This window comes from Aeromonas sp. FDAARGOS 1414 (assembly GCF_019047065.1).
GTDB lineage: Bacteria > Pseudomonadota > Gammaproteobacteria > Enterobacterales > Aeromonadaceae > Aeromonas > Aeromonas veronii_A.
Map to the genome: position 1 here is coordinate 1743794 of NZ_CP077210.1, position 13804 is coordinate 1757597.

The 13804-nt window shown below is 57.4% G+C and carries 9 protein-coding genes; 5 read left to right on the forward strand and 4 right to left on the reverse strand.

Features of this window, described 5'->3' with window-relative positions:
• Nucleotides 1-170: 170 nt before the first annotated feature.
• The 5 genes from I6L44_RS07720 to I6L44_RS07740 all read left to right on the forward strand — a co-directional run bounded on the left by I6L44_RS07720 (nucleotide 171) and on the right by I6L44_RS07740 (nucleotide 6430).
• A complete protein-coding gene (locus tag I6L44_RS07720) occupies nucleotides 171-851 on the forward strand; it encodes an ABC transporter ATP-binding protein (RefSeq protein ID WP_216953836.1) in 681 nt (226 codons plus the stop codon).
• A 30-nt stretch (nucleotides 852-881) separates the two neighbouring features.
• Complete coding sequence (locus tag I6L44_RS07725) at nucleotides 882-3311, forward strand: FtsX-like permease family protein (protein WP_216953838.1); 2430 nt, start codon at nucleotides 882-884, stop codon at nucleotides 3309-3311.
• Between the two features lie 32 nt (nucleotides 3312-3343).
• On the forward strand, nucleotides 3344-4393 hold the full coding sequence (locus I6L44_RS07730) for a lipocalin-like domain-containing protein (protein WP_216954386.1): 1050 nt from the start codon (nucleotides 3344-3346) through the stop codon (nucleotides 4391-4393).
• 393 nt (nucleotides 4394-4786) lie between these two features.
• Nucleotides 4787-5551, forward strand: coding sequence for an SDR family oxidoreductase (locus I6L44_RS07735; RefSeq protein ID WP_216953840.1), 765 nt, complete (start codon nucleotides 4787-4789; stop codon nucleotides 5549-5551).
• A gap of 51 nt (nucleotides 5552-5602) precedes the next feature.
• Nucleotides 5603-6430: a bifunctional transcriptional activator/DNA repair enzyme AdaA gene (locus tag I6L44_RS07740; RefSeq protein WP_216953842.1), complete on the forward strand. Its 828-nt coding sequence runs from the start codon at nucleotides 5603-5605 to the stop codon at nucleotides 6428-6430.
• 243 nt (nucleotides 6431-6673) lie between these two features.
• Here I6L44_RS07740 and I6L44_RS07745 read toward each other — a convergent pair whose 3' ends face one another.
• The 4 genes from I6L44_RS07745 to guaB form a co-directional block, all read right to left on the reverse strand.
• Nucleotides 6674-9625, reverse strand: coding sequence for a KAP family NTPase (locus I6L44_RS07745; protein ID WP_216953844.1), 2952 nt, complete (start codon nucleotides 9623-9625; stop codon nucleotides 6674-6676).
• Between the two features lie 162 nt (nucleotides 9626-9787).
• Nucleotides 9788-10060, reverse strand: a complete 273-nt coding sequence (locus I6L44_RS07750) for a hypothetical protein (RefSeq protein ID WP_101531265.1) — start codon at nucleotides 10058-10060, stop codon at nucleotides 9788-9790.
• A gap of 379 nt (nucleotides 10061-10439) precedes the next feature.
• Nucleotides 10440-12029, reverse strand: a complete 1590-nt coding sequence (gene guaA, locus I6L44_RS07755; RefSeq protein ID WP_076495702.1) for a glutamine-hydrolyzing GMP synthase — start codon at nucleotides 12027-12029, stop codon at nucleotides 10440-10442.
• 84 nt (nucleotides 12030-12113) lie between these two features.
• The gene (guaB, locus tag I6L44_RS07760) at nucleotides 12114-13577 is read right to left on the reverse strand and encodes an IMP dehydrogenase (RefSeq protein WP_041207517.1); all 1464 of its coding nucleotides are present in this window, start codon (nucleotides 13575-13577) and stop codon (nucleotides 12114-12116) included.
• Nucleotides 13578-13804: the final 227 nt, after the last annotated feature.

The following is a 13804-nucleotide window of genomic DNA, read 5'->3' on the forward strand; positions in this document are numbered from 1 at the left end:
CCCCTATTCTAACCACCTCGGGCAAGCGGGATCCAGCGAGGATCCACTGCTCTTTTGCCGCCTTGATCACTAACTGGCACTCTTGATCAACCGTAAGGGGTGTTGATCAATGCTGGCCGTGCTAGCGTACCAAGCATGATGAAAGCCATTGACCATCAAACGGTTATCCCATGCTGACCCTGCGCAACCTCTGCAAGAGCTTCGATAACGGCAGTGAACGACTGCCGCTGTTCCACCATCTCGATCTCGCCCTCCCCGCTGGCGAGATCACCCTGCTGCTGGGCCAAAGCGGCTGCGGCAAGTCGACCCTGCTCAATCTGATCGCCGGCCTGATTGCACCGGACGAAGGGGAGATCTGGCTGGGGGAGACCCGGATCGACACCCGCTCCCCCGACGAGCGGGCGCGCCTGCGGGGCCGCCATTTCGGTATCGTCTATCAGGATTTCAACCTGCTGCCGACCCTCAACGTGGCCGAGAATCTGGCCCTGCCGCTGGCCATCAACGCTCTGCCACCGGATGAGGCCAGGATTGACCAGTTGCTGCAACGGCTCGATATGAGCCACAAGCGCCATGCCTGGCCGGAGCAACTCTCCGGCGGTCAGCGACAGCGGGTGGCGCTGGCCCGCGCCCTTATCCATCAGCCCGGTTGGCTGCTCGCCGACGAGCCCACCGGCAGCCTCGATGAGCACAATGCCGAACAGGTGATGGCGTTGATGGTGGCGGCGGTACGCGATACCGGTGCTGGCTTGCTGCTGGTGAGCCACAACCCGGCCTATGCCGCCCTGGCCGACAGGGTGCTGCGCCTCGAAGGGGGGCAACTTATCGAGCTCAAGGGGCCCCGCCATGACTAAACAGCGACTGCGCCTGCCGGAGTCACGCTGATGCTGCCACTCAAAGCGCTGCTGCGCCTCTATCGCAGCCACCCCTGGTTGCTGCTGATGAGTCTGGCCGGGCTGGTATTGGGGGTGTCGCTGGTGGTGGCCATCGAGCTGCTCAATCACAGTGCCCGCACCAATTTTGTCGCTGCCCGCAGCCAGCTGGCGGGGGAAGCCAACTACCGGCTGGCCCCTGCTGGCGGGCTGGATGAGCAGCTTTATGTGCAGCTGGTGACCAGCCAGCCCGCCCTCGATGCCATGCCCCAGCTCCATGGCTGGCTCAAGGATGAAGAGGGGCGCAGCTTTCAACTGCTGGGAATGGATCTCTTCAACCCCGGCCCGCTGCGCCAGCTGTTTGGCGCCACTCGGGAGAGCGAGCCCGCGTTCTCCTTAAACCGCGCCGACAGCATCTGGCTGGCTACCCCCGAGGCAGAGCGCCTTGGCTGGCAAGCGGGCCAGAGCCGCCGCTTTGTATTGGGCGGCAACGATGGCGCCAGCGCCCGCCCTCTGACCCTGACGCTGGCGGGCACCTTCGAGCCGGGCGCCGTGCCCATGGAGCGGCTGCTGATAACCGATATCGGCCTCGCCCAGCCGCTGCTGGGCAAAGCGGGTCGGCTCGATCGCATCGTCTTCAAGCTAAGCGACGCCGAGGCTCGCACCCTGCAGGCCACCCTGCAGACCCGTTACCCCAACCAGCCCTTGTGGCTTGAGCCCATCAGCCCGGCGCTCGATGCCAGCCAGCTTGGCGATGCACTGGCCCTCAATCTGATGGCGCTCTCATTGCTCGCCATGGCGGTGGGATTGTTTCTGGTGTTCAACGCCCAGCGATTTGTCCAGAGCGTACGCCGCCCCCAGCTGGCCCAGTTGATCATACTGGGGATGGGGCCGAGTCGGGTGCTGCGCTGGCTCATTCTGGAGCTACTTATTCTCGCCACCCTCGGCACCCTGCTCGGGGTGCTGCTCGGCAGCCTGTTGGCACTGGCGCTGATGGGACAACTGACCCAGGCGCTGGCCGATCTCTATGGGCCCAACCCCATCGACCTGTTGCGCCTCTCCCCTGTGAGCCTGCTCAAGGCACTGTTGATCGGGCTGCTCGGCACACTGGCCGCCAACCTGCCCGGCTGGTGGCAACTGCTGCGCCAATCCCCCCTCGAACTGCGAGCCGGGAGCAGCCGTCCCCCCGCTCACCCGTGGCGACGGCGCGTGCTGGCCATCGCCATCTTGCTGCTGTGCGCTCTGTGCCTGTGGCTGCCGCAAACGGGTCTGAGTGGCGCCCTCTTTATCGCCGGCGGCTGGCTGCTGGCCATGGCGCTCTGGCTGCCCGATGCCCTGCGCGGCCTGCTTGGCTGGCTGCGACGGCGCACGGGCGGCCCGCTAACCGCCCGGCTCGGGGTGGCCGAGACCCTCTATCACCTCGATCGCACCGCTATCGCGGTGATGGCATTGCAGCTGGCCATCGCGGCGGCTATCGGCATCGGGGTCATGGTGTCGAGCTTTCGCTCCAGCGTGGAGATCTGGCTCGGCCAGCGTCTGGCCGCCGATCTCTATGTCACCGCCCCCAAAGGGGTGGCGGGCAACAAGGGCACCTTGAGCGGTACAACCCTCGAGACCCTGCTCGCCAATCCGCTGGTGAGCGCCGCCTCGCGCCGCTCGGTGCACCCCGCTCGTTGGCAGGGGCAGCCCATCGAGTGGGCGCAGATGGACTTTATCCCCCAGCTGAAAGCGGCCTATCCGCTGCTGGCCGGACGCTGGCCGACCCGCCCCGACGAAGTGCTGGCGAGCGAACCCCTGACGGTGCGCCTCGGGGTCAAGGTGGGCCAGACCCTTGAGGTGAGTGGCGAACAGGGGCCACGGCAGTTCACCGTCACCGGCGTCTATCAGGATTACGGCAGCGACAAGGGACAAATTCTGCACGCCTTCGAGGCGGGGGCGGTGCAATCCCTCGCCCTCTTTAGCAACGACCCCGAACAGCTGGCCGACCACCTGCGCGAGCGCTTTGGCGAGCAGCTCAATCTGCTCTCCGCCCCCGCCATCCACAGCGCGGCGCTCAAGGTGTTTGACCAGACCTTTGTGGTGACCGAGCTATTGAAGTTGCTGATCCTCGGCATCGCCTTTGTCGGGATCGGCTCGGCCTTTATGGTGCTGGGGCTGGCGCGCCGTGGCGAGTTGCAGACCTTGCAGAGTCTGGGCTTGAGCCCCCGCCACTGCCGCCAGCTGCTGCTGTGGCAAGGGGCGGGATTGGGGCTGCTCACCGCCCTGCTGGCTCTACCGGTGGGGTATGGCCTCGCCTGGGTGCTGATCGAGGTGGTCAACCCCCGCGCCTTTGGCTGGCGCCTCGCCTTCGAGGCCGCCCCCCTTCATGCGGTCACCGCCCTGTTGCTGGCACCGGTATGTGGGGCACTGGCATCCTGGTATGCGGCAAGGAGAGTGGTATGAAACAGATCAAAGGGTGGCCGCTGGCGCTGGGTATGCTCTGGACGCTCTATAGCGGGGCTATCGCTGCCAGCGATCTGGGCGCCCTGCTCGGCGGTGGCAGCGACAGCTTTAAAAAGGTGCTGCCGGGGCAAACCATCAAACTGCCGGAGGATCACGCTGCCCACCCCGATTACCGCTCCGAGTGGTGGTATCTCACCGGCAACCTCAAGGATGAACAGGGGCGCGAATATGGCATGCAGTGGACCCTGTTTCGCCAAGGGATCGAACAAGAACTCCGCACCAGCAACCCCTGGCTCACCCCCCAGCTCTGGCTGGCCCAGTTTGCCATCACGGATCTCGACCGTGGCAGCCACCAGCAAGATGAACGGGCCAGTCGGCAGGGGCCGGGGCTGGTGGGGGCCAACGGCGGCCAATATTGGCTCAGGGAGTGGCGGCTTGCCTCGCAAGGGGCAGCGCTCTTCCCCGCCACCCTCAAGGTGCAGAGCAAGATTGGCGAGCTGAACCTCACCGTCACTGCCGCCAAGCCGCTGGTGCTGCAAGGCAAGGCCGGTTACAGCGAGAAGAGCCCGGGCAACGCCTCCTTTTACTACTCCTACCCGCGCCTCACTCTTCACGGCACCCTGACCCGCGATGGCGAGACCCGCACCGTCAAAGGACAAGGGTGGTTTGATCACGAGTGGAGCAGCTCGGTATTGGCGGAGTGGCAATCGGGCTGGGACTGGTTTTCGCTCCAGTTGAACGATGGCCGCGAGCTGATGCTGTTTCGCCTGCGCACCAAACCGGGCCGCGCTAATCCCGAAAACCAGCCAGAAAACCGCTACGGCATTCTCATTGAGCGGGATGGCAGCAGCCGGGTGCTCGCCCCCGACGCGATTCGCCTCACCCCGGGCAACACCTGGCGCGGCCCCAAGGGGCAGGATTACCCCGTCGAGTGGCAGCTAAACGCCGCCGGTATGAGCCTCACCATCAAAGCCCGTCAGCCCAATCAGGCCATGACAGGTCGCTTTGACTACTGGGAGGGAGCTGTCTCTGTCTCGGGAGATGCTCAAGGTGTCGGCTATCTGGAGATGACGGGCTATTGATCCAGGAGCGTGGCTGTTGATTGCAACGGCCATAAGCCGCCGTCAATGCCCTGCCAGACGGATTTGATGATGCACGCAGCCACCATGACGCCGGGGCTCTCGCCCCTCACTGCGGCACACAGGGCGCGCCGCACCTGGATCCGGCGATTTTAAAGGGGGCATGATAAAGAATTCGGGGCGCAAAACGCCCCTTTTTGTTGCCGCGAAGGACTGTATCGACATGTCGCAAAACGACTTGGGGACAAAGAGAGCAAGATTCGGGTCGTTCCAGCGAGGAGTGGTTGCCATAGTGGGGCCAAACCCAAGTCGGTTGGAACCTATTGGAGTTCCAACCCACAGCCAACCTTGTGAGCCACTTAGCTGGCGCACAACACACTCAGCGAGGGAACTGCCATGTCATCACTGTCCAACAAGGTCGCCATTATCACTGGCGCCAGCTCCGGTATCGGCCGCGCCAGCGCCATCTTGTTTGCCCGCGAAGGAGCCAGCGTCGTCGTCGGCGCCCGCCGCCAGCCCGAACTGGATCTGCTGGTGGAGGAGATCCGCCACGAGGGGGGCCAGGCGGTGAGTCTGGCGGGAGATGTGAAAAGTGAGACTTACGCCCGCGATCTTGTTGATCTCGCGCTAACCCGTTTCGGCGGGCTCGATATCGCCTTCAACAACGCAGGTACCACAGGCACGCCGGGCAGCATAGAGGAGCTTGAGCTGACGCAGTGGCAGGAAATTCTGGATACCAACCTCACCAGCGCCTTTGTGGGAGCCAAGTACCAGATCCCCGCCATGCTGGCGCGTGGCGGCGGCTCGCTTATTTTTACCTCTACCTTCGTCGGCCATACCCTGGGGCTGCCCGGCATGGCGGCCTATGCGGCGAGCAAGGCGGGCCTCATTGGCCTGACCCGGGTGCTGGCCGCCGAGTATGGGGCACAAGGGGTGCGGGTCAACGCCCTGCTGCCGGGGGGCACCGACACGCCCATGGGACGGGCCTTTACCGATACGCCGGAGAGTCTTGCCTTTGTGCAGAATATGCATGCCCTCAAACGGCTGGCCCAACCGGAGGAGATCGCCCGCTCGGCCCTTTATCTCGCGTCCGATGTATCCAGCTTTACCACCGGCATTGCGCTGCTGGCCGATGGTGGGGTATCTATTTGTCGCACATGATGTTGTCGCCCCCAAGATCCTGCGATCGAAACCTTATCGTGAGAGCGCCTTATGTCTGATTACGCCCGTATCGCCGATGCCATCCGTTTTATCGCAAGTCAGGTGGAGCGCCAGCCCACTCTGGACGAGATAGCGGCGCACGTTCACTTAAGTCCCTTTCACTTCCAGCGGCTGTTCAGCCGCTGGGCCGGGGTGACGCCCAAACGCTATCTTCAGGTGCTGACCCTGGAGCGGGCCAAGCCGCTGCTGCAGGAGTCGCGCCCGCTGCTGGAGGTGGCCGATACCCTGGGCCTGAGCAGCGGCTCGCGGCTCTACGATCACTTCGTGCAACTCGAAGCGGTGACGCCGGGCGAGTACAAGCAGCGCGGGGCCGGGCTGGTTATCGATCACGGGGTGCACGACACCCCCTTTGGTCAGGCATTCGTCGCCCTGACCCCACGTGGGGTGTGCAACTTCTCGTTTCTCGATGACAAGGCCCCAGAGGCGCCACTGGCCACCCTCGCCCGCAGCTGGCCTGAGGCAACGTTGCAAGAAGCGCCATCACGCACCCAAGGGGTCATCAACACCATGTTCGATGGCAGCAAAGCGCCGGATCGCCCCATCTCGCTGCACGTGAGCGGTACCAACTTTCAGATCAGCGTCTGGCGGGCGCTGCTGCAGATCCCGCCCGCCAAGGTGGTGAGCTACGCCCAGGTGGCGAGCGCCGTCGGCAACCCCAAGGCCGCCCGCGCCGTGGGGCTGGCGGTGGGCGCCAACCCCGTCGCCTTGATGATCCCCTGTCACCGGGTCATCCAGCAAAACGGCAAACTCGGCGGCTATCACTGGGGCGAGACCCGCAAACAGGCGATACACGCCTGGGAAGCGGCGAGGTATGAGTAAAGGTGGCTTTTTTCAGCCCGCCTGATGAGGAAAACAGGAATTTTGGTAGTGAGTCAGCAGACTATCAGGCCGCGCCGAACGAGCATTCACGGTATAAAGCGAGGGCATTAGCAGAGTAGGGGCGCAGATCGCCCCTTTTGTTGCTTTGGCCAAGCTCGGGGCTCAGCCACCTCACCCCTGCGGATTAACGAAACACGTAGAATGCAAATTCATTGCCCCTACGGTACTGTAACGAGTAATCAATCATGACACAGAACATTCCGCAGCCAGTTCATCAAGCACTGCGAATACTCCATCAAGATCATCACGATAGAAGGCTGTATAATTTGATGTAAAAACACATCTCTCTCTAGTATTTAGCTGAAGTCCTCGGATTAGCTCGCGATATTTAGCCCAATATTTACCCATAGCAACTGGATTTAAACCACCTGGAAGTTTTTCTCTGGTTGCAATGTAGGCGTCGTCATCACTCCCAGAAAAGAATGTACTGCTAAGTTGTGACAAACAATAATCAAGGAAGAAAAATATGTTTTCTCTATCGGTCTCGGGATTGAAGCAAACATCAAATACGTAGTTATTCATCAACTTGGCAATCCCACCATTATCACCACTCTCACGCTCATCATAATATCCACAACCTACGCCTGAGCCATTGGGGGGATTCGTGTTACTAAGTTGATAGATAACAAATACTTTGATTATATTACGTGTAATAGCAACTCTTCGAGATAATGAGTTTTCTTCTGATAATAGAGGTTCTTGTAATGCGTCTTCGATTTTTTCCATAAAAGCAACACCAAGAAACACCTCTACAGATACATCATCGACCTCAGCAAAAAAGTTACGCTGCTTGTCAATATAAGTTCGCTTGAATATGGAAAATATATTCTGTGAGAGTTTCCTCATCTCTATCAAAGCTAGATCGCTGACTAATCCTGAAGTGGACGCACTATTATTCTGATGTATAATAAGTGCTCTCTGTAAATTGTAAAGCTGCCCACCACGATCAGCCGAGCACTCAAGTCTGAATATCATGAGGTCATACCAACCAAGGACACCACGCTCAGAACTTATAAGTTTTTCCAGTATACCATTACCTTTATAGGTATATTCTCCAAATAGCCGCCACGCTATCTCTATAATATTTTCATTAATGTTTGATAAACGCCGACCAGACCCTCTTCCCCAACCAACATTATCCAATAATCGCAATAAAGAGTAAATGGCTCGCTGACGTAACCCCTGATCGCCATTATTAAATGATGAGTAGTATGGTATATACTCAATAAGCGCATCTATAGCGCCTTCTGCTTGTATATTAGTGAGTTCATGAGATTGATTGACTAAAACCCGCCAAAACTGATCATGAGAATACTCACCACACGCCAACTCAAAATATGGTGTTGTTAGTATTAAAGCAATCTCCTCCCCATTTTTGACCCGTGCCACTGCATTTTGGTACAGGATAAATGTCTGTTGTGGTTCTGGCGTAGCAAACCGAACAATGAGTTTGAGGTATGCCTCTAAATTCCTAAAGCCACCACTATTAAAGCACGCTCTAGTTCGACGCTCTGCCTCATCTACATTACTACCGAAGCCGTTATCCAAAATATTTTTGTCAAATAACTGGGATAACAAGAACCAAGCAGGAGGCGGTACTTCATCCTTTAATAGAGCAAACGTCTCGGCGTTTTTGAACTCTTTATCTCCGTATTCTCGTCGTAATGAGAAAGAACCGCTTCGTCCTTCTGTTTCTTCTGCATATATACGTCGAAACAGCCCGGGGTAATTCAAATGCAATAACATCAGGTTGATAAGATCACGCTTATGAAAGTCTGTTCTACCCAAGTCAGTTTTCTCTATCTGCATCAAGAGCATCGCATTAACAAATCGTTTTAGTTTACGCAAATTTCCAACTAACGGTTGATAATTTGCCGCCAAGTTACTCCCTAGAATATCCGCTAATTCGTTGAGGACGACACCTAGTTTTATCATAGTGTCAGAGGGTACCGAACCAAGCTTGTTTTCATCGCGCGCCCAATCACGTCGCAAAAAATCGCAAAGACTAGAGCTATCAACGAATAGGCTTAGCTTGACTGTTACAAATTTCTCCAAAAACTCGCGTGCTCTTTCCCCTTCCTCATTTTTCCCAGTAAGAACTTCCGTATCATAGCAAAGAACATATGTTACCTGAGATAACTTGAACGTCCTCCGCGTTGCGAATAAAACATTATTTATCGTTTTCGTGTCCAAACGGTCTAGATCATCAATTACGATTATTACACGTCGATCGATGCGGCGCAAAACATCATCAATGTCATCGAGAAGTTCATCGATCGTTTCCTGAGAAGGCTCTAGCGAAAGCTTGAACCCGAAGAATGAAACATCTGCTTTTCCTTTTATGAGACGGGAATATCTAGAAGCTGCCGGTCTAAATTCTGGCGAAAATACCTTGTCTTGAATCACCGCGGATAGATCGCGAATTAGGCGGTCAGCAAGATCAGGTTCAGAGGCATAGCGTAACGGCTCGAATCGACAAACAAGAACCTTGTCACCAGCATCTTCCCAATAACGCTCAACCAGATTAATAAAACTTGTTTTACCTACACCCCATGGACCATCAACCCCAAAGACCAACCCTGGATGGGAGTCACATGCAAGCACAGTCTCAGCAAAAGACTTAGCCTGAAGTTCGTTTGTCAGGAGATCGTCCCTTTTATCATCAATTTCCTCATCTGCTATGAAATAGAGCTGAGACGTCTGTTTTCCAGCGCGTGTTCTACTTTGCAAAATTGGTGAGAGAAACATAACGCAGAAAAAAATAAGAATAGCAGGAGCCCAATGTGGGTCAGCGGATTTGAACGCTGCATGTAGCTTTGCAAGCCAAGGTGAGGCTAAATTGCTTGACCAAGCGCCAATAACTACACCTGCAAGTAAATCAATACGATAACTACGAACTATACGCATAGTTGTCAAATGAGCATTTCGCTTGACAGCGTAAAGCAGACAGATACCTAAACCAGTTATTATTCCAATTGCCTTTAGGTATAGAGAAACGTCTACAATTTGCAGTGCGAAGCTATTTCCCAAGAGGAAAAAGATACGTGCAACTTCAGCTCCAACAAAGCCAATAAAGAGCATCCTCGCGAAAACCAATAACTCGGGCATCTTCATCGCCGAAGGTTTACTCGCCATCGACTTCTCCTTTCTATGTGACTTGCTGTCTTAGGAAAGACACTTTACCACACGAACAATTGGAAAAAGAAAAGACGCCCTAAGGCGTCTTTCTTTTATCTGGAGTCTGGAGCAAACCGGTTAGGAGATCTCTCCCCCTCCCCGCCTTGCCCCACAACCCAATCAAATCGGGGTGATGGAAGTGATATGGGCATCCCCATCCAGTGATTTGAAGATCTGTACCACGGCTTCGCCATGGATCGGCTGGGCGAGCGGCACAGTGCTCTTGCACTTGAAGCGGTAGTTGGTGCCTGCCACCACCTGGGTGGAGACTTCAAAGGGTACGTACTGCACCCCGACAAATCCTTTCAGCGCCTGATCAAATACCGCCTGATCCTCGGCGGTCAGCTTGTGATATGCGGTCCATCCACCCACCAACACTGCTTGTTCTGACATATCAAACTCTCCGTGCTCTATGATCCCGACTCGTTTGGCCGTTCGGGCTGCGCCCCGTTGATTCAAGTGGTTTCCGGTCTCCACCGGGGTGTCATCACTGCCGGTTGGCGCGATGACGATGGGCCCGTTTGCGCAGCTATCTGCAACTGGATCAGCCCTCCCCCCAGCCACAAGCCGCTGTTGACAGCGGGCTCAATTGGCATGAGAGAGCCTAGTGCGGGATGGCAAAAATGCCCCTGTCACATATGACAGGGGCAAGGTGGCGAAAAAGCTGCTCGAAAAAAGAAGATGTGTTGCGCAAACGATTGAGAAAAGAAAAGACGCCTCAAGGGCGTCTTTTTGCATTTTTATGCTCGAAGGGCAGAACGGCGCGAGCCGCTTATTCCCATTCGATGGTTGCGGGCGGCTTGCCGGAAACGTCGTACACCACGCGGGAGATACCGTTGATCTCATTGATGATGCGGTTTGATACGTGACCGAGGAAGTCGTACGGCAGGTGAGCCCAGTGGGCGGTCATAAAGTCGATGGTCTCGACGGCGCGAAGCGCAATGACCCAGTCATATTTGCGACCATCGCCCATGACGCCAACGGAGCGCACCGGCAGGAAGACGGCGAACGCCTGGCTGACCTGGTTGTAGAGGTCAGCTTTGCGCAGCTCTTCGATAAAGACTGCATCGGCGCGGCGCAGAATATCGCAGTACTCTTTCTTCACTTCGCCAAGGACGCGCACGCCCAGACCCGGGCCCGGGAACGGGTGACGGTAGAGCATGTCGTAGGGCAGACCCAGCTCAAGGCCGACGCGGCGCACTTCGTCTTTGAACAGCTCGCGCAGCGGCTCGACCAGACCCATCTTCATCTCTTCCGGCAGGCCGCCGACGTTGTGGTGAGACTTGATGACGTGGGCCTTGCCGGTCTTGCTGGCAGCGGATTCGATAACGTCCGGATAGATGGTGCCTTGCGCCAGCCACTTGGCGTTTTTCAGCTTTTTCGCTTCATCGTCAAACACTTCGACGAAGACGCGACCGATGATCTTGCGCTTGGCTTCCGGCTCGTCAACACCGGCCAGCGCAGAGAGGAAGCGCTCTTCGGCATCGACCTTGACGATGTTCAGACCAAAGTGATCGCCAAACATCTCCATCACCTGAGTGCCTTCGTTCAGGCGCAGCAGGCCGTTGTCCACGAAGACGCAGGTGAGGCGATCGCCGATGGCGCGGTGCACCAGCATTGCGACCACGGAGGAGTCGACACCGCCAGAGAGGCCGAGGATCACTTCATCGTCACCCACCTGCTCGCGGATGCGGGCAACGGCGTCGTCGATGATGGTGGCCGGGGTCCAGAGGCATTCGCAGCCGCAAATGTCTTTGACGAAGTGCTCCAGCATGCGGGCACCCTGACGGGTGTGGGTCACTTCCGGGTGGAACTGCACGCCGTAGAAGCGCTTGGCTTCATTGGCCATGGCCGCGTGAGGGCAGGTCGGGGTCTGGGCGATGGTGGTGAAGTCGGCCGGAATGGTAGTGACCTTGTCACCGTGGCTCATCCAGACATCCAGCAGGGCATTGCCGTTGTCGGCGATGGCATCTTCGATGTTGCGCAATAGGGCGCTGCTCTTGCCAGCTTCGCCCAGCACTTCCACCTTGGCATAACCGAATTCACGCTCGGTAGAGGATTGCACCTTGCCACCCAGCTGCTCGGCCATGGTCTGCATGCCGTAGCAGATGCCGAACACAGGGACACCTGCGTTGAACACATACTCGGGGGCACGCGGGCTGCCCGCTTCGGTGACAGACTCGGGGCCGCCGGAGAGGATGATGCCGCTCGGATTGAATTCGCGGATCTGCTCTTCGGTTACGTCCCAGGCCCACAGTTCGCAGTAAACGCCGATTTCGCGCACGCGGCGGGCGATCAGCTGGGTGTACTGGGAACCGAAGTCGAGGATAAGGATACGGTGCTGGTGAATGTCTTTAGTCATTTTATTCCTGCATCAGGCTGATGTTGTCACAAAGGGCACGGGATAAAAAAAGGGTGGAAAAACGGGGCGCAGGGCCCCGTTTTATCAGCCCATCCGATAGTTGGGGGCTTCTTTGGTAATGGTCACATCGTGGACGTGGGACTCTTTCATCCCGGCGCCGGAGATGCGCACGAATTCAGCCTTGGTGCGCATGTCGTCGATGGTGGCGCTGCCGGTCAGGCCCATGGAGGAGCGCAGGCCGCCCATCTGCTGATGGATGATCTCTTTGAGGCGACCTTTATAAGGCACGCGACCTTCGATACCTTCCGGTACCAGCTTGTCGGCGGCGTTGTCGGTCTGGAAGTAGCGGTCGCTGGAGCCTTTGGACATGGCGCCCAGAGAGCCCATGCCACGGTAGGATTTGAAGGAGCGACCCTGATAGAGCTCGATCTCGCCCGGCGCTTCTTCAGTACCGGCGAACATGGAGCCGACCATGACGCAGCTGGCGCCCGCGGCGATGGCCTTGGCGATGTCACCGGAGAAGCGGATGCCGCCGTCAGCGATAACCGGTACACCGGTGCCTTCCAGCGCATCAACGGCGTCGGAGATGGCAGTGATCTGGGGCACGCCTACGCCGGTCACGATACGGGTAGTACAGATGGAGCCCGGGCCGATACCGACTTTGACGGCATTGACGCCGGCAGCAACCAGCGCCTTGGCGCCAGCGGCGGTCGCGACGTTGCCACCGATGATCTGCAGATCCGGATAGGCTTCGCGGGTGGCTTTGATGCGATCCAGCACGCCCTGGGAGTGCCCGTGGGAGGAGTCGATCAGCAGCACGTCAACACCGGCTTCCACCAGCGCGGCGACGCGCTCTTCGTTGCCGGCACCGGCACCGACCGCAGCACCGACCCGCAGACGACCCTTGTCATCTTTACAGGCGTGGGGCTTGCGCTCGGCTTTCTGGAAATCTTTAACGGTGATCATGCCCTTGAGTTTGAAGTCGGCGTTCACCACCAGCACTTTTTCGATACGGTGCTTTTGCATCAGGGCAACCACCTCTTCACGAGGGGCCCCTTCACGCACGGTGACCAGACGATCTTTCTGGGTCATGATCTGTTCAACGGTCTGGGAGAGGTCAATCACGAAGCGCACGTCACGGCCGGTGATGATACCGACCAGCTGATTGCCGTCAGTCACCACGGGGTAACCGGCGAAGCCATTCTTGTGGCTCAGCTCCTTGATTTGGGCGATGGTCATGTCAGGGCGCACGGTGACGGGGTCAGTGACCACGCCGCTCTCGTACTTCTTGACCTTGCGCACTTCGGCAGCCTGCTGCTCGATGGACATGTTCTTGTGGATAAAGCCGATACCGCCTTCCTGGGCCAGTGCGATAGCCAGACGGGCTTCGGTCACAGTGTCCATGGCAGCGGAGATCATCGGGATGTTCAAGCTGATGGCGGAGGTCAGCTTGGTACGCAGATCGGCAGTATTGGGAAGAACTTCGGAGTGGGCGGGAACCAACAGTACATCGTCGAAGGTTAACGCTTCTTTGGCAATCCTGAGCATGGCAATATCTCACCGTTGAGGAAGTGGGGGTGTAAAATATTGCCGACGAAGTTTACTCACGCATTGGTCACTGGTAAAGAAGTTTTTTGAATTTTTTATGGCGTAGCCCGATTTAACGCGGCCAACGGCGCAAAAAACTAATAAATTCAGCTGTAATCATGCCTTTTTTCACGACAAGATGATCTTTTTTGTCGTTGAGCCCCTTTCTCCCTCCAACCTCCCGGAAC